Here is a 17,220-nt window from a genome sequence, read left to right on the forward strand (position 1 = left end):
AATTGCAAGGAAGCTGCTTACTGCCTTCTAAAAACTGCTTACTAATTGTGGGCGTTGCCTGCGGCCCACGCTTTCCGCTCATACTGCACAAGCCTTAGCCACAAGGCCGGTATCCGCTGCAATCGTTAACGCGGGGTGTGGAAGAGGGATTATTCTGCGTCTGTAGCCTCTATCGGCGGCTCGGTTTGTTGCTGTAGTTTCTTTTCCTCCATTTTCTTCACCAAAGCATCAAGCAAAATCAGGCCAATGCCTACCATAATCGATACATCAGCCACGTTGAAGATACCGGTTTGGAAGATGCCGAAACGGATGTGCATGAAATCGGTAACCGAACCATGGGCAATACGGTCGTATATGTTGCCGATGCCCCCGCCTAATACGCATATCATGCCGGCCAGTATAAGCCTGCTGAAATTCTTTTGCACGATGAGGAAGATTACCCCCGCCAGCAGCGACAGCACTGGCAGCAGCGTAAGCAATATAAAGCGGTATGGGTTGCTTAGGGTTTCACCTACGCTTAAGAAGGCACCGGTATTTTCTATTTTGATCAGCGTAAAATGGTCATGGATAAAGCTGATGGGTTGCTCGTAGCTCAGTTTTTGGCGCACGATAGATTTGGAAACCTGGTCGCAGCCGATATTGAGGGCCAATACCACTAAAATAACAATAGCCCTATACACTGTCTTCATCTTCATTACCACGAAAGTAAAAAGAGAAAATGAGAAATGCTAATTATGTTGCGGGTGGGTATTCCTGGCAGGGTTACATCAATGAAACTTTTAGGAGTAGTTCCGTTATAATTTAAACTATAGTGTTACCTTTAAGCACCTAATATCACGTGATGAAAGCTAAACCAATGTCATTTTTTTTCGTGCTGGCCGCGCTGATGATTGCGGGCTGTTGTTTTGGTAGCGTCGCCCCTGCAAGGCCCAATGGCTTATATAAGTTTGAAGGGAAACTGAACGGCAAAATCCCCGTGTTTTTATGGTTTACGGTAAAAGACAGCGTTTTAAAAGGCGAAGTAACGTACACAAATACCGCTAAACGCATACCTATTATAGTTGCAGGTACACTGGAGAAAACCAGCGAGGCCATCAGCTATGACTTATCGGCAAAAACAAATTTCTTAAGAATTAGGGAATTTGCCGGGGACGGAACTATCACAGGCGTATTTTTAGGCGAAATTACCGCAGGCACTTTTAAGGGCTTGTGGCAGGCCCCAAATACAGAGAAGCAATTACCCTTTATTTTAACGGCAAGCATTACAGCCCTACCAAAAGCCATAGATTTTACGCTAAAACCCATTAGTTTGAACGGGGCCTACACCTATCACTACGGCAAAAACGGGTACGTTGGCGGTGTAGATATCAACCAAACCAAATCGGGGATGGTAACGGTTGCCTTAAACAGCGTTACAGCAGGGCCGGCTTACAATATTGCCGAGGTAGCTGCACAGCCTGCCACAGTTAGGGGCAACATTATCAATGTCAAACTGCCGCATGTAAACTGCAAATTCCGCATACGGGTGTTTAAGGACTTTTTGGTCGTAAATTTACTAAACGACCTGGACAAATGCGAATGGGGCAATAATGCCACTGTAGAGGGTATATACCTCAAAACGAGCGCCGTTGGCAAATTCTAACAAAAAAAGCCCCGGCAACACCGAGGTTCAAATAAATGTTTAAACAAATCGATTATTCATTATCCAAAGCAATATGCATTTCATCTTTCCTGTCCAGCGAAAAGGCAAGTGCTTTCTTCACGAACTCGTTCAGGGTGATGTTGTGTGCCGCGGCAAATATCGCGGCATTTTTATGCAGGGATGAAGGCACCCTTACGTTGAAGGTACCTTTGTAAGCCTTCTCAGGGGTTTTGCCAATTTCGGCACAGGTTTCCAGGTAATCTTCAACAGCTTCCTCAAATGCGGCTTTGAGTTCTTTCACAGATTCGCCTTCAAAGTTTACCATGTCGCTTATGCTTAAAATTTTACCATGAAAAACTTCATCGGCTGCACTGAACTGCACCGATCCAAAATAGTTTTTATATTGTAAGATGTCACTCATCTTTTATGTGGCCGCTGGCCTTTAAATGTTCAATTGCATCGCGGAGCGAATATTCTTTAAGAATGCTGCCCGGGTGAGGTTTATGAAGCCTGAGCATATGATTATCCCCATCTACAAAGCGCCTTCGCGAACCGCCCGTTTTTCCGCCTGTTAATTCTTTATAGCCGTAAAAAGCTAATACTTTACATAATTCTTCCCAAGTAAAGTCCTTGGGGATAGATAACAGTCGTTTGATTAGTTTTTCGTGTTTTGACATAATTAACTGTCGTTAATGTTTTTTCTATTCTATCCATAATACAGTAAAATTAAATAGCCTCGATTGGGCTATAATTAGTAATATTAATGAGTAACCACCTTGAATACTCATGGTATACAACAAAATTAGAAAAAGGAAATCGCATTTGCAACTAGAATTCAGTTACAAAAAGATTTTCCCACAAAAAAGCCCCGGCAAAACCGGGGCTCTAATAATTCGTGAAATTAGACTGAATTCGAAAAAATTCGTGTCTATTTATTTCTTCAAAAACTTAAAGTTCTTGCCAATGAAACGGGCACTGTCGCCCAGTTCTTCTTCTATACGCAATAACTGGTTGTATTTTGCAATCCTGTCACTACGTGAAGCCGAACCGGTTTTGATCTGGCCACAGTTAAGGGCAACAGCTAAATCGGCAATGGTAACGTCTTCAGTTTCTCCCGAACGATGGCTCATTACTGAAGTGTAACCGTTAGTTTGGGCCAAAGTAACCGCGTTAATGGTTTCGGTTAAGCTGCCTATCTGGTTCACTTTTACCAATATAGAGTTACCTGTATCGCTGTCTATACCCTGTTGTAAACGTTTTACGTTGGTTACGAACAGGTCATCACCTACTAATTGTACTTTGCTGCCCAATTTTTCGGTTAATAATTTCCAGCCGGCCCAGTCATCTTCGGCCATACCATCTTCAATAGAAATGATAGGATATTTACCTGCTAACTCGGCAAGGTATTCTACCTGCTCTTCGCTGGTGCGGATAGAACCTTTTTCGCCTTCAAATTTGGTGTAATCGTATTTGCCGTCTTTGTAGAACTCAGATGCAGCGCAATCGAAAGCGATGTAGATATCTTCGCCTGGTTTGTAACCGGCTTTTTCTATCGCTTGTAATATGGTTTCAACGCCATCTTCGGTACCTTCAAAAGTTGGTGCAAAACCGCCTTCATCGCCTACTGCGGTAGAAAGGCCGCGATCGTGCAGGATTTTTTTCAGGTTATGGAATACTTCGGTACCCCAACGCAAAGCTTCAGAGAACGAAGATGCGCCAACCGGCATGATCATGAACTCCTGGAAAGCAATAGGCGCATCAGAGTGCGAACCACCGTTTACAATGTTCATCATCGGGATAGGCAAGGTATTAGCGTTTACGCCGCCAATGTAGCGGTATAAAGGCTGGCGGCTTTCCTGTGCAGCAGCTTTAGCCACGGCTAAAGAAACGCCAAGGATAGCGTTTGCACCCAGGTTACCTTTGTTCTCGCTGCCATCAAGATCAATCATGATCTTGTCGATTAGGTTCTGCTCAAAAACATCGATGCCCTTCAGTTCGGCAGCAATTTTATCATTTACGTTAGCAACGGCTTTTAAAACACCTTTGCCCATGTACACTTTTTTGTCGTTGTCGCGAAGCTCAACAGCCTCATGCACGCCGGTAGAAGCACCCGATGGTACTGCAGCACGGCCTAAAGCGCCATTTTCGGTTAAAACATCTACCTCTATTGTAGGGTTACCGCGCGAATCAAGTATCTGGCGCGCATGAACATCAATTATCAAGCTCATAATTTATTTTTATTGTGTTTTTTGGGATTACTATACCGTTTTGGTCGGCTAAGTTAAGCGCAAAAACAGCAAATCGCAACGTAAATTTTGCATTTGTGATGATTATTAATCGGTTGTAGTAGGTAATTGCTCCCTTTGCTGGCTGTTTTTACGATTTATACGATACATTAACATCAGCATAACATTATTTTTACCACTGCTGGTGCGCTCCGTAAAGTTTGTTTGGTTTAACCACCCTGCCTGCGCTATCCATTTTTGATCAAACTGGTAACCCAACGCTGCCGAAACCCGGTTACGCTCGAAATTAGGCGCCTTATTGTTGATGAATATTTCGTCGAAAACGGAGATGAACCAGGTTTTGGCGATAATCTTTTTGTTATTCAGCGGGATGAACATATTCAACCGGTAACGGAAACGGTTGCGGTAAACGTCGTTCACTATGCGTTGCTCGGCACGGTAACGGTGCTCAAACTTAAGGCGACTCAGGTATTGGTTAATCGTCATCTGCTCCCAAAAACGGGTTTCGTTGGTAATGGCACCTTTACTTAAATCATTGTAATCAAAAGTGTGGTATGTGCCTGTGCCCAGTAAAGCAATAAAGTTCTTATCTATATTGTAGCTAAGGCCCACCTTGGCTTCATAATATTGAAATTGACTCAGCGGACCGTTCATACGGACCTGAAACTCGGTATAACCTCCCCAATGGCGCACACTATCGCCCGGCATTACCACCGTGGCTATGGCCCAGGTGCCCAGTTTAGAATCCTGCGCTTTAGCGGTAAAAACAATTAGGGTTAGTACAATAAGTACAAAAGAGACTTGCTTCAAGGTTTTAAGCATCGATATTCATTTTTATAGCGCAAATATATAACGCCGAACTTCAATGTTAAATTAATATTAAGTATTTTAATACTATTAACATACTTCATCGAAGAGAATGACTTGGGCGTTCCCCTGCGGGCCTGCCTCCAGGCGGGCAGGTCAGGCTATCCGCTGCAAATCCTCGCCCTTTTACCGCCCTCGTCTCCTCCGCTCGGGCTGCGGGTTTTCCGCTGCTATCCTTAACGCGGCATCCTCTTCCGTAGAGACGCAATATTTTGCGTCTCGAACAAATATCAGACGCAAAATATTGCGTCTCTACCCCTTATTTAGACGCAAAACATAGCGTCTCTACAGATATATGACCTGTTTCGCCCCGCAACCTGTCGCTTATGCACCTCACTCAATTCCAATAACTTGTGGTAGCTTTGATTAAATTAAATCAAAACAACCAATCATCATACAACATTCCATTATCCAATACACCGTAAAAGAGGGCCGCGCAGCAGAAAATGAAGACCTGATTAAAGATGTATTTGCCCAATTGCAGACCGATAAGCCCGATGGCATCGAATACGTAGTATATAAAACCGGCGACAGCTCTTTTATGCACATGATATCTTTCGATAATGAAGGCGATAACGCCGCATTTACCGAAATGCCCGCCTTTAAAGCCTTAAGGGCGGCATTAAAAGAGCGCATAGAAACCCCACCCGCGCGTACAGATGTAAGGCGGGTAGGGAATTATCAACCAAAAACCTGAAACTGAAACCAACATTTTCCGCACCATTTATATAGGGGGAACGGCTAAGGTTTCCCCTGTTAATCTGCATTTTAGCCACAGCCACAGGCATAGCAGTGTTAATAAGTTGATAAAGCGGCTTGCAACGTTCGAATAAATTAAATAGCTTTATAATTAAATTCAGTCGGCAGCACTATATGAAACGTTTCATCAACCTTATCAAGAACAAATATTTCCTGATAACCGTAATATTTGTGGTATGGATGATCTTCTTCGATAACAACGATATCTTTTCACAATACCAATACCGCCAGCAACTGGCAAAACTGGAGCAGGAGCGCGATTTCTACAAAGCCGAAACGGCCCGCATAAACAAGGATTTTGCCGAACTCTCCACCGACAAAACCAAACTGGAAAAATTCGGTCGCGAAAAATACTTCATGAAGAAAGACAATGAGGATGTTTTCGTGATAGAGCATCCGAAGAAGGATTAGGTTGCCCACCTGGCCCTTTAGCGATAGCGCGTACTAAAAAACATGTCGTCATGTTGGAACTTGTTTCAACACCCCATCATAAAAGTAGCCACTGTGCTTAATCGCTTTGCATATCGTAGACCTGCCGCGTGGGGTACCGAAATAAATTCGGTATGACGGTAACCCCGATCTAAGCGTCCAGGCTTACAGCCTTGTTAAATAATGTTAATCTTTTCATTTATGGCATGTTAGCTGCGTAATTTAGGTGCATAAACCCACACCTATGCTGCACAACTACTTCATCATTGCCTGGCGCAACATTATCAAGCATAAGCTTTTCTCGCTCATCAACATATTCGGGCTATCCGTCGGCATTGCATTTACCATGCTTATCGCCGCTTACGTATGGCATGAGGCGGAAGTTAATGCCGACCTGAAGAACGCCGAAAACCAGTACATCATCCAAAGCAAATGGAAAGACCCTAATATGGGTTACCCGCTCACCGCGCTGGCACCAATGCCCAAAGCCCTTAAAGACGAATACCCCGGGCTTGTAGCTAATTACTACCATTGGGATGGCGTAAGCTCCAACGTATCTAAAGGCGATATGCACTTTAGGGAAAGCCTGCAGGTAGGCGATAGCACCTTTTTAACCACCTATGGCTTTAAGCTTTTGCACGGCAATGCGGCCACCGCGCTCAACGACCCATTTTCGGTAGTGATTACCGAAGATCGGGCCGTCAAATATTTTGGCAAAACCGATGTGGTAGGCGAAACCCTCAGCATCGAAAACTTCAAGGGCGAGCGCCACGATTTCGTGATACGGGGCGTGTTGGATAAATTGAGCAAAAACTCGGTAACCAACGTAATCGAACAAAGCAACAGCACCTTCTTTTTGCCCGGTGCTGCTGCGAAATTCATGGGCAGAAATTTAGAGGGCTGGAACAATACCGTAATAGTTGGCTTGGTAGAACTACGCCGCGGCGTAAACCCCGAAGCATTGACCGCGCCGATGCTTAGCCTTATTAAAAAGAATGCGCCACCCCAAATCAGCGCCAATCTTACCCCCTACCTCGTGCCCCTATCAAAATATTACCTGGAGGGCAATAACGGGCTGGTAAAAAAGATGCTTTACACGCTATCGTCCATCGCCTTGTTCATCTTGCTGATGGCGGTAATCAATTTCGTCAACATTTGTATAAGCCGCTCCTCACAGCGCATGAAAGAGATGGGCATCCGCAAGGTTTTGGGCGGCTTGCGAAAACAACTCATCTGGCAGTTTTTGACCGAATCAGTATTGATGGTGCTTATCGCCACGCTTGTTGCCCTTGGTATCTATGGCCTGGCCCGCCCCTACTTCGCCTCGCTGCTGGCTACAGATATCGGCGGGCTATTCTCCTTTCCACTTTATTTTTACCTGATGCCTTTTGCATTGGCGCTGGTCATTGGCCTCATCGCCGGACTGTACCCTGCTTTGGTGCTATCGGCTTTAAAATCGGTCGATTCGCTAAAAGGCAAGCTGAATCAGGTGAAAGATAACGTGCTGTTCCGCAAGGGGCTCATCGCCTTCCAGTTTGCCACGGCGGCGGTGGTGCTGATAGGCGCGATAGTGGTGTCGAAACAAATCAACCTGTTCTTCGGTAAAAGCCTGGGCTACGATAAAGATTATGTAGTTTATGCCCAACTACCGCGCGACTGGAGCAAACCCGGCGTGCAAAAAATGGAAGGCATTCGTTACCGACTGGCTCAACTGCCGCAGGTAAGCGCAGTTAGCCTTTCGTGGGAAATCCCCGATGGCAACAACGGCGGCAGCTTCCAGGCAACAAAAATGAATGCCGACTCTGCATCGGGTTTCACGTCGCAAGTACTGGCGGCCGATAACCAATACGCAGCAACCTACGGGTTGAAGCTAAAGGCCGGCCAGTTCTTTATGCCGCAATACGTGCAGGCCGATTCGGCCAAGGTGGTCATCAACGAAATGCAGGCCAGGATGCTCGGCTTTGCCAACGCAAAGGATGCCATCGGCCAGCAATTCAGGGCGCTGGGCAGCCGCGACCCGTTATTCATCTGCGGCGTAGTAGCCGATTTTCAGTTTGGATCTATGCAAGCGAAGATGCAGCCGGTAACGTTTTACAACGTAAATCAAACAACGCTTTACCGCTATTTCTCCATAAAGCTAAGGCAGGGCAACATCCAAGGCAGCCTGGAGGCCCTGCAACGCAAATGGGCCGAAGTAATGCCCGGCGCACCGTTTGAGTATAACTTTATGGACGATGCCATCGCCAAAATGTACAAAACCGAACTGCAATTGAAACAGGCTGCCTACCTGGCAACGGGTTTGGCCATCATCATCGTACTACTGGGCGTATTGGGGCTTATATCGCTAAGCGTACAAAAACGCACCAAAGAGATAGGCATTCGCAAGGTGTTGGGCTCTTCGGTAAGCCATGTGATGATGCTGTTTATGAAAGAATTTTTAGGTATAGTATTGATTGCCGGTTTGGTTGCTTGTCCGCTGGCCTGGTATATGACGCAGCACTGGCTGGATAATTATGCTACCCGCATCAGCCTTGGCCCGGCACCATTTGTGCTGGCCGTACTGGCATTGACTGCTGTTACTGCGGTGCTCATCAGCCTGCAAACCCTGAAAGCCGCATTGGCCAACCCGGTGAAGAGTTTGAGGAGCGAGTAGCGGCTGTAGAAAGAATCAAGTGGCAAGAATCAAGAGACAAGAATTAAGAGCCAATAAGAAAAAACAAGCAAAACGCCAAAACATTACCACATCGTCATTGCGAGTATCCATCAGGGTGTGCCCTGAAAAAAAAGGTTATGACGTGTAAAAAAAAACATACTGATAATCAACAACTTAATGCCACGTCATTATAAGGCACGAAGCAATCTCTACGCAGGACAATCGGCTATGCAAATTCGCCGTGCTTATCGGCGCAAACTTCCGGCTTTCGTCAGCTGAAAGCTGACATATGTACGCTATGGAGCATAGACGCACGCCAATATTAATTAATGAAGTTTAAACCGAGAGCGACGGTTAAAACACAGATAAAAACCATGGCGAAAAAGATGAGTATGAAGGTTAGCACACTCCAAAACTTTGCTAGCTTGTTACCAGCGTTTTTGGGGTTATATAGCAAACCTCTGGATGCAAAATAGGCAACGACAGCAGAGACGACTAAAATTAAAATGAAAATTACGATACCATACAAGTCGATTCCCATGGTTGGTTTGAAGATAAAATTATGTTAGAACTAAGTTAGTAATCTTCATTTATTTCACACCCGTACACTTAATCCGCTACCGCGAGTTTAGCGCAGCGTATCTCGTGGTAGCAGGAGATTATTTTTCAAATACAACTGCAACTTGGTTTTCTGGTTCCCACTCCTGCAACTCATTAATTTCAAATTCATTTCTACACTCGATTAACAGGCCTGTGTTTATCTTACTGGCAGATGGATCCAATAGACCTTCCACTCCACAGATTTTTCTATGCCATATATAAAATGGCGTAACAAACTCAATGGTATTCCCTGAGGACAACGAGCCATCTTCTATATACCCGGCAAAAACAATACCCCGGCCAGTAACCTTAAACGTTTTAGTTATCACAAACTTCCCGGCTATTTTCCCGGATATCGTATTGATATATTGTTTTGCAACGCTCTCCGCTCTTGCTCTCGAGACCTCACCGTCAATGAAACGCTCATCTGTACTATTAGCGTCGTCTATAATAACATCGGCTCTTTTCGTATCACAAACACGCCACCACCAATAATCTTCTTCCATCCATTCGGCACGTAGCATTAACCCGCACCAAAGGGCTGTACAGTCGTCCTCGAGGTTACCTGTCCAAACAATTGGATCATTAACATTAAAGCTGCGAATTGGTGCATCCATACCCCTACAACCCGCTATTACTCCTAAACAGTTTAATCGCTATAGCCAGCAATATCACCCCGAAAGCTTTACGGAGGATATGCAGCCCGGTTTTACCTAAAAGCTTCTCCAGCCATTGCACGTTCTTGAGCACCATGTAAACAAATATGGTATTGATAATGATGCCTACTACGATATTCTGGGTTTGATATTGCGATTTGAGGGAGAGCAGCGTGGTCATGGTGCCTGCCCCGGCTATGAGCGGGAAGGCCAGCGGAACGATGGACACCGAATCTGGCGCCTCCTCTTTAAAAAAATCCACACCTAAAATCATCTCCAGCGCAATAATGAATATTACGATGGAGCCCGCAATGGCGAAGGATGAGATATCCAGCCCGATGACCGCAAGCAGTTCATCGCCCAGAAATAAGAATGCGATCATGAGCACCAACACCGCTATGGTTGCCTTTTCTGATTGGATATGCCCAGCGCGCGGCCGAAGCTGTATAATTACGGGTATGGCGCCCAGAATATCAATGATGGCGAAGAGGATCATCGTAACCGATAATATCTCTTTAAAAATAAAGTGTGGCATAGGCATCAGGGTTTTAATCTCTCGACTTTAAGCGAATACTGAACAAAAGTGCGATTAAAATATATAAAGACGATAAAAAGAAAACACTATGTACCGAAATAACCGTAACCAGCCCTGCGCTTATCGGCCCCAGCGTTTGCCCGATGGAGGCGTACGACTGGTTAACGCCCATCACCTCCCCTTGCCCGGCATCGGTATTATGGTCGGCTATGATGGCGTTAAGCATAGGATTGCGCAAACCGTTGAACAGGCCGTAAACAGCTATGGCAGCCGCAAACAACACTATGCCCGATGCGAAGCCGGTGAGTATCATCATGCCCAAGCACACCAGGGTAGAGAGCAAAAGTATAAGTGCCTGCGAGGGGATGGCCTTTTTGATGAGCGGCACGGCCAACTGCATCAATATGCCCGTTATGCCGAAACCTGCATACAGCAGCCCGATTTGGGTGGGGCTGATCTTCAGCACATCTACCGTAAAGGTTTGGAAACCGATAATCATGGTGAACTGTGCCATTGTCAGCAAAAAACCTACCAATATTGCTGTGCCGATAACTGGCTTCTTCACCGTAGTGACCAGCAACATAAAGCTGAATTTGTGCGCTTTATCCGCGCCACTCTTTTTGATATCGTTGGTTTCTTTCAACAGAAAAACAGAGAGCAAAGCCCCGATCATGGCAACGACAGCAGCAAAAAAGAAGGGCACCCCCTCGCCCAGCCTGCTCAGCAAGCCGCCTATCGCCGGACCAATAACAAAGCCAAACCCAAACGCCGAACCCAGTATCCCGAAGTTTTTGGCGCGTTCTTTAGGCGAGGAAATATCCGACACCATGGCTTGCGCAACCGAGATATTACCGCCAGTGATGCCATCCAGTATCCGCGCGGCAAAAAGCATCCAGATGCTACCCGCCAAGCCAAACAAAATGAACGATGCACAGGTGCCCACCAGGCTGATGGCCAACAAGGGCTTACGGCCAAACCGGTCTGACAGGGATCCCAGCACCGGCGTGGCAAAAAACTGTGCTACAGAAAATGCTGCGGTAAGCAAGCCGATGGTTTGTTCGGTAACGCCGAACTTTTTGCCATAGGAATACAAGAGCGGCACAATAATGCCAAAGCCCATGGAGTTGATTACCGCAATAAAAACAAGCATCCATAGGGTTTTGTTGGTTTTCATTAGCTACAAAAGAGATTAAAGCAAAAAAGGTTCTGTTTGCACAGAACCTTTTTTGTTTATAAGGATTGACCCCTACTATTCAACATACTTAGGGTTGATAGGGTCGTTAGCCGGTTCTACAACACCCCTGCGCACGTGAGAACGTTTGATACTGTAAGTAAAGTAAATTACAAAGCCAATCAGCAACCAAACAATTAAACGCGCCCAGTTCTCCCAGCCTTCGCTTGCAATCATACATAAGCAGATCGCAGCACCCAGCGGACAAACTACCATATACCATGGCGTTTTAAACGGACGAACCAAATTAGGATCGGTACGGCGCAGGATGAAGATACCCAAACATACCAGTACGAACGCAAATAAGGTACCGATACTAACCATGTCGCCTACATATTTATCAGGGATGAAACCTGCAAAAAGCGATACGAACACGAAGAACAACCATTGAGATTTGTATGGTGTACGATGTTTAGGGTGTAATTTAGAAAATACTTTAGGGATAAGGCCATCAACGCTCATGGTGTAGAACACACGGGTTTGGCCCATTAGCATCACCAGGATAACCGAAGAGAAACCAGCTAAAATAGACACGGTAACAAAAGATGCTAACCAGCCGTAACCAGGCATTGCCGCTTTGATAGCATAGCTAACAGATGCTTCTTTACCCTGGATAAGGAACTCTTTGTAAGAAACCAAACCGGTTAGTACGTGAGAGAACAGAATATATAAACCAGTACAGATAGCCAACGATATCAAAATACCTTTTGGCATATCGCGTTGCGGATTTTTAGCCTCCTGCGCAGCGGTAGATACCGCATCAAAACCGATGAATGCAAAGAACACCACGCTTGCACCGCGCAATACGCCCAGCCAGCCGTGGTTAAAGGTATCGGCGTAATCAACAGTGCCTGCGCTTACTTTGATAGTACCTGCATCAGCAGGGATCATGTAAGGTGTGTGCAATGCGGGGTTGATAAAGTGCCAGCCAAAACCGATGATCATTAACACGATAGCCACTTTTACAACAACGATAACGTTGTTTACAATTGCCGATTCTGCAGTACCACGGATAAGCAACAAGGTAAGCATCAGCAGGATAAAGATAGCCGGGAGGTTAACAAAGCCATGCTGCCCGAATTCCGCAGCGTACATGCCTGTTGTGGTATTAGAAATCTCGAGCGGAGAGTGCGACCATACAAACGGTATATGCACATTAAAGAAGGTATGCAAAAACTCGTTAAAATACTGCGACCAGCCAATAGAAACGGTTGCGGCACCCAGCGCGTACTCCAGCACCAAATCCCAACCGATGATCCAGGCGATAAACTCGCCCATGGTAGCATAAGAGTAAGTGTAAGCAGAGCCGGCAATGGGTATCATACTCGCAAATTCTGCATAGCATAAACCAGCCAGCGCACAACCTGCCGCTGCAATTAAAAAGGAAATAGTTACGGCGGGCCCGGCATGTTCACCTGCTGCTGCAGCTGTACGCACAAATATACCCGCGCCTATGATGGCACCAATTCCCAGCGCGATAAGCGACCCTACGCCTAACGTTCGTTTTAATGTTTTTTCCGATTCCGCCGACGCAGCCATTAATTGCGCTATCGGCTTCTTTATGAATAACTTCATTTTAATTTTTAGTATGATCAGTAATAGTTTAAATCGTATAGCCCAAACGTACTTAAATTTATTGAAAAGTTAAAGCGCAGAATGTAACAACAATATGTTTGTAATAAACCGAATATAAAATTGAAGGACTGGTGGGTTCGGCGGGCAGTTTGCAGTGGGTATTTTGCAACTATCCGGAATTGGAAATTCATCAGTCTCCCACGCGATTATAGGTTGCCAATACCCCCACCCTGCGGTTTTTCTCCTATTTTTTGCTCGTTAAAAAACCAGCTCGAAAAAAGACGCGAATTGCGCGAAAAATGCACCTAAATATTGTGCATTTGAGCAAAAACGCGGAAAAATCCGAAGGTTTTTTTCCGCGTTTTTGAGATGCATGATGCTATTTACCCACCTCAATTACATGGAATGTTCCGGGCACCATCTTTGGCCTTGGGTTGGCATTAGTGGCCGTTGGGGCTACTGCTTCCAATTTGGCAGTTGGTAAAAACAGGTGATGAGTAAGCACATCTATGCCGATGGTGCGCGCCCCTTTTTCGGTGTTGATGTTTTCTACGAACGCGAATTTATTCGCATTGATTTCTTTGATTACGGATATAGTCCCCTCGTTATTAGAGGTGTATGCCAGCTTCAATTCCGGGTCGAAAGCCACACCATCGCAATCGCCAATGTGAAATTTGGCCAGGTTCTTGCCATTGCCCGCATCTATCACCACCAGGGTTTGGTTACCGCCGCAACCCACGAAGAGGCGATTGGTTGCCCTATCTATAGCCAAGCCGCTCGGCTCGTCGCCATCGGTTATCTTATAACGGGCAATTACTTTGTAAGTAGCTGCATCTATGGCAATTACCTCGTTTGTGGTTTCAGAATTTACAAATATTTTGCCTTTGCCATCAGAAACGCCAGTCTCCGGTTTGCCGCCTAAGGGTACGGTAGCCAACACTTTATCGGTAGCCGGGTCTATCACCGAGGCATCACTGCTGCGACCGTTAAAGGCATACACTTTTTTCGAAAAATCGTCGTAAAAGATAGCGTCGGGGTTAGTCCCCACCGGGATAGTCGCTATTAAAGCATTGGTTTTTAAGTCGAAAGCTGAGCATGTATTGTCCCGCCCGTTGCTGGTATACCCCTTATTCAGGGCAGGCACAAGGGCAATGCCGTGTACCCCGTTGGTATTGGGTATCACGCCGATAGAATCGCCCGTGGCGGTGCTCAAGATGTTTACCTGCGTGCCGTGCGATACATATATTTTCTGGTTCGGGGCATCTACAGTTACATAATCCCAGCCGCCGGGGCTATTGATAATGTGACTTTTAAGGATGTGCAGGCCTGTTTTATTTTGTGCAGAAGCAGTATAAGAGGCCAGCGCGAATAGCGCAATGGCAATTGCCTTTTTGTTTTTAATCTTCATGGAGGGCTGTTAAACTTTCAGCCATAGTACAGAGATATTCTGTAGGAATGTTGGATGATGAGCAAGAGGCAAAAACAGAAAAGTGGCAGCAATTATCTCAATTGCTTATCCAGCTTCTCGGCAAGCAGCCGTTTGGGCACGGCACCTATCTGCTTATCTACAATCTCGCCCCCCTTAAAAAATAGCAGTGCGGGTATATTGCGTATGCCGTAGCGCCTGACCGCTTCGGGATTGGTGTCTACATCTATCTTACCCACTATGGCCTTACCTGCATATTCGCGGAATATCGCCTCCACAACCGGGCCTACCATATTGCTGGATCCGCACCAATCAGCCTCGAAATCAACCAGTACCGGTTTATCAGCACTCAGTACCAGTTCGTTAAAGTTATCATCAGTAATAATAAGCGACATAACTTTACGGATTAAGTGTTTGTATGGTAGGCTGCAACTGTTGCCTCGCCGCTGCCAGCTTACGGCGACGGATAAAGTACCCTATTATCAATGCTATCAACATATTACTTATTTTACTAAACCTGCAAATTTCTGGTAAAAAGCGGTAGGGCTGTTCTCGTTCTTAGGCTGATATTTACCTGCAATAATAGGGATATAAATAACCCTGCGGCGGCTTGGCTCGCCAACCACGGTAGATTGCGCTACGCGGTGCCAAAGGCGACCATCGTGTATGGTAAGGTCGCCTGCGGCGGGCGCTATGGCAATTTCGGCGGCATCGGCATCATTATCCAGGAAGTATCGCTTTTTGAACAGCATACTGTAGATACCCTGCTTATGCGTACCGGGCAATATGCGCAGCCCGCCGTTATCGGCGTGCAGGTTATCCAGATGGATGCCCACATTGAGCATCGGGTTAAGTTTGCCGCCCAGGAAAATATCGCGCAGTCCATCGGTATGCCAGCCCATTTTGGTAAAGCCGCTCTCAGGACCATTTACGTAGTGGTTAAATACCATACCGTCCTTTTCGTCCGTACCCAGCCTGGCACCGGGGCCTATGATATCCAGCAACACATCAAAACGCGGGTCCTGCGCAAACTCGCCCAGCAGGCTGTGGTGCTGGTTGACAAAGGCAAAGCGCTGCACTATCTTACTGCCGTTAAGATCTTTACCGTATTTTATGGGCACGCCGTTCACTTTCTCTGTATTGTTGCTGATCCACTTTTGCTGCACCTCTTCCGAGGCACGCAGTATATCGGCCACTGTTTCGGGCTTAATGAAATTACGAAAATGGATAAACCCGTGCTCGTTAAAAAAGGCTTTTTGTTCCTGGGTAATCTGGCTGCCCAGCGTAAATTTTTGGTATATGGCCGACATGAAAAGAAATGTTAAAATTGATGGAATAGTATAGTTCTTTAAAAGAATCTATAACCTGCAGAACTAAATGGGCTGGCGGAAATCAACAACAACAGCAACACATTGCCGCGGTTGGCAATTGCATTCGCATGGGGCATGCGATGATATTTTGGCTGTTGAAGGTCATCTGTTTTATAGACTATAATGTCTATGTATTTTATATACATTACAAATATAAGGAGTTAAACCAATCCTGCAACAGTTTCTTAAAATAATTTTTACTTTTTGTATAAGCTCGCTGTAATACGCTCAACCAAGCTCTTATTCAAGTGCCTGGCAGCAATGGCCGATACCCTGTTCAGAAACCCCGGCACTATTTCTGCTTTTTTGCGGAACATGGCTTTTAATCCCACACGAGCAACCTCGGCGGGCGACATATTGAATTTTTCGGCAAGTTCCTGTAGCGCATCCATGCCTGCGCGTTGGGCAAAGCCGGTTGCCGTTGGGCCGGGGCAAAGGCAGGTTACGCTTACTTTACCCTGTTTCTGCTCGTATCGTAAAGCGCGACTAAACGACAAAACGAAGGCTTTGCTTGCAGAATACAATGCCAGCGACGGCACAGCCTGGTAGGCCGCAACGCTGGATACATTGAGCACAAACGCCTTACTCTGCTTTTTTAACAAAGGCAACGTATAATAAGTAAGTTCTACCAGGGCACTGATATTCAGTTTAAGCATATTCATTTGAGCAGCTAAATCAAGCTCATCAAAATTGCCCCAGAGCCCATAGCCGGCATTGTTCACCAGGATACTCACCGGCACACCCAAAGTTTTGCACCAATCCGCAACGGCCAGTGCAGCGCCGTCTGCAGAAAGGTCGGCGCTGAGACATAGTGCCTTCACCTGATAATTTGTTGCCACCGTTTGGGCAAGCGCGTCCAAATCGCCTTTAGAACGGGCTACCAACAATAAATTATAGCCACGTTCGGCCAGTTGTAAAGCCAACTCTTTACCTATCCCCCGGCCCGCCCCGGTAATTAATGCGTACTCATTCATTGTTAAGCCTCGTTTGTTGGCGTCAAAATAACGAAAACGGATCGGCAAGGTTTCAGTGTGGGCAGTATATTGTTTTGCAAGGATACCATTTGCCTCGTGTCATAACATCCGATCATTTTTTTAAAATAAAATTTGCATGCAATTGGGTAATCTTCCTACTTTTGATAATATCTATTAAATCTATAGACATTATATATAATGAATAAGCAAATACATTCATCACACACTATGTACCGCTTCCCCAAAGGTGTACAGTA

The 17,220-nt window shown here is 45.8% G+C and carries 17 protein-coding genes; 4 read left to right on the forward strand and 13 right to left on the reverse strand.

All coding sequences use genetic code 11. The features are described 5' to 3' along the window. Positions 1-149 precede the first annotated feature (149 nt). Entirely contained in the window at positions 150-695 is a 546-nt protein-coding gene (gene lspA, locus E2R66_RS07700) for a signal peptidase II (RefSeq protein WP_204985886.1), read from the reverse strand. A gap of 146 nt (positions 696-841) precedes the next feature. Between lspA and E2R66_RS07705 the strand changes: the two genes are divergently transcribed. Then, positions 842-1,642 (forward strand): hypothetical protein, encoded by an 801-nt coding sequence (locus E2R66_RS07705; RefSeq protein ID WP_158288356.1) that lies wholly within the window; start codon positions 842-844, stop codon positions 1,640-1,642. Between the two features lie 52 nt (positions 1,643-1,694). Here E2R66_RS07705 and E2R66_RS07710 read toward each other — a convergent pair whose 3' ends face one another. The 4 genes from E2R66_RS07710 to E2R66_RS07725 all read right to left on the reverse strand — a co-directional run bounded on the left by E2R66_RS07710 (position 1,695) and on the right by E2R66_RS07725 (position 4,710). Then, positions 1,695-2,063, reverse strand: a complete 369-nt coding sequence (locus E2R66_RS07710; protein ID WP_133228124.1) for a type II toxin-antitoxin system HicB family antitoxin — start codon at positions 2,061-2,063, stop codon at positions 1,695-1,697. Continuing rightward, complete coding sequence (locus E2R66_RS07715) at positions 2,056-2,319, reverse strand: type II toxin-antitoxin system HicA family toxin (protein WP_133228123.1); 264 nt, start codon at positions 2,317-2,319, stop codon at positions 2,056-2,058. The genes E2R66_RS07710 and E2R66_RS07715 overlap by 8 nt, the downstream gene beginning before the upstream one ends. 255 nt (positions 2,320-2,574) lie before the next feature. Next, entirely contained in the window at positions 2,575-3,870 is a 1,296-nt protein-coding gene (gene eno / locus E2R66_RS07720; protein WP_133228121.1) for a phosphopyruvate hydratase, read from the reverse strand. A 105-nt stretch (positions 3,871-3,975) separates the two neighbouring features. Then, positions 3,976-4,710: a DUF2490 domain-containing protein gene (locus E2R66_RS07725; protein ID WP_133228119.1), complete on the reverse strand. Its 735-nt coding sequence runs from the start codon at positions 4,708-4,710 to the stop codon at positions 3,976-3,978. A gap of 454 nt (positions 4,711-5,164) precedes the next feature. Between E2R66_RS07725 and E2R66_RS07730 the strand changes: the two genes are divergently transcribed. The 3 genes from E2R66_RS07730 to E2R66_RS07740 all read left to right on the forward strand — a co-directional run bounded on the left by E2R66_RS07730 (position 5,165) and on the right by E2R66_RS07740 (position 8,596). Next, entirely contained in the window at positions 5,165-5,452 is a 288-nt protein-coding gene (locus E2R66_RS07730) for a hypothetical protein (protein WP_394347173.1), read from the forward strand. Between the two features lie 176 nt (positions 5,453-5,628). After that, positions 5,629-5,925 (forward strand): FtsB family cell division protein, encoded by a 297-nt coding sequence (locus tag E2R66_RS07735; RefSeq protein WP_133228116.1) that lies wholly within the window; start codon positions 5,629-5,631, stop codon positions 5,923-5,925. Between the two features lie 262 nt (positions 5,926-6,187). Continuing rightward, a complete protein-coding gene (locus tag E2R66_RS07740; RefSeq protein ID WP_133228114.1) occupies positions 6,188-8,596 on the forward strand; it encodes an ABC transporter permease in 2,409 nt (802 codons plus the stop codon). Between the two features lie 659 nt (positions 8,597-9,255). Here the strand turns inward: E2R66_RS07740 and E2R66_RS07745 are convergent. From E2R66_RS07745 to E2R66_RS07780, 8 genes are all read right to left on the reverse strand, one after another. Continuing rightward, complete coding sequence (locus E2R66_RS07745; protein WP_133228112.1) at positions 9,256-9,813, reverse strand: hypothetical protein; 558 nt, start codon at positions 9,811-9,813, stop codon at positions 9,256-9,258. A 4-nt stretch (positions 9,814-9,817) separates the two neighbouring features. After that, entirely contained in the window at positions 9,818-10,387 is a 570-nt protein-coding gene (locus tag E2R66_RS07750) for a MarC family protein (protein ID WP_204985887.1), read from the reverse strand. Positions 10,388-10,400: 13 nt separating this feature from the next. Further along, positions 10,401-11,561, reverse strand: a complete 1,161-nt coding sequence (locus tag E2R66_RS07755) for an MFS transporter (RefSeq protein ID WP_133228108.1) — start codon at positions 11,559-11,561, stop codon at positions 10,401-10,403. 75 nt (positions 11,562-11,636) lie between these two features. Continuing rightward, the gene (locus E2R66_RS07760) at positions 11,637-13,193 is read right to left on the reverse strand and encodes an amino acid permease (protein WP_133228107.1); all 1,557 of its coding nucleotides are present in this window, start codon (positions 13,191-13,193) and stop codon (positions 11,637-11,639) included. A 379-nt stretch (positions 13,194-13,572) separates the two neighbouring features. Beyond that, positions 13,573-14,601: a YncE family protein gene (locus tag E2R66_RS07765; RefSeq protein WP_133228105.1), complete on the reverse strand. Its 1,029-nt coding sequence runs from the start codon at positions 14,599-14,601 to the stop codon at positions 13,573-13,575. 92 nt (positions 14,602-14,693) lie between these two features. Then, positions 14,694-15,014, reverse strand: a complete 321-nt coding sequence (gene trxA, locus E2R66_RS07770) for a thioredoxin (RefSeq protein WP_133228103.1) — start codon at positions 15,012-15,014, stop codon at positions 14,694-14,696. Positions 15,015-15,122: 108 nt separating this feature from the next. Further along, positions 15,123-15,929, reverse strand: coding sequence for a phytanoyl-CoA dioxygenase family protein (locus tag E2R66_RS07775; RefSeq protein WP_133228101.1), 807 nt, complete (start codon positions 15,927-15,929; stop codon positions 15,123-15,125). A 257-nt stretch (positions 15,930-16,186) separates the two neighbouring features. Then, positions 16,187-16,963 (reverse strand): SDR family NAD(P)-dependent oxidoreductase, encoded by a 777-nt coding sequence (locus tag E2R66_RS07780; protein ID WP_133228099.1) that lies wholly within the window; start codon positions 16,961-16,963, stop codon positions 16,187-16,189. Between the last annotated feature and the right edge of the window lie 257 nt (positions 16,964-17,220).

It is taken from the genome of Mucilaginibacter psychrotolerans (genome assembly GCF_004519315.1).
In the GTDB taxonomy this organism is placed as follows: Bacteria; Bacteroidota; Bacteroidia; order Sphingobacteriales; family Sphingobacteriaceae; genus Mucilaginibacter; species Mucilaginibacter psychrotolerans.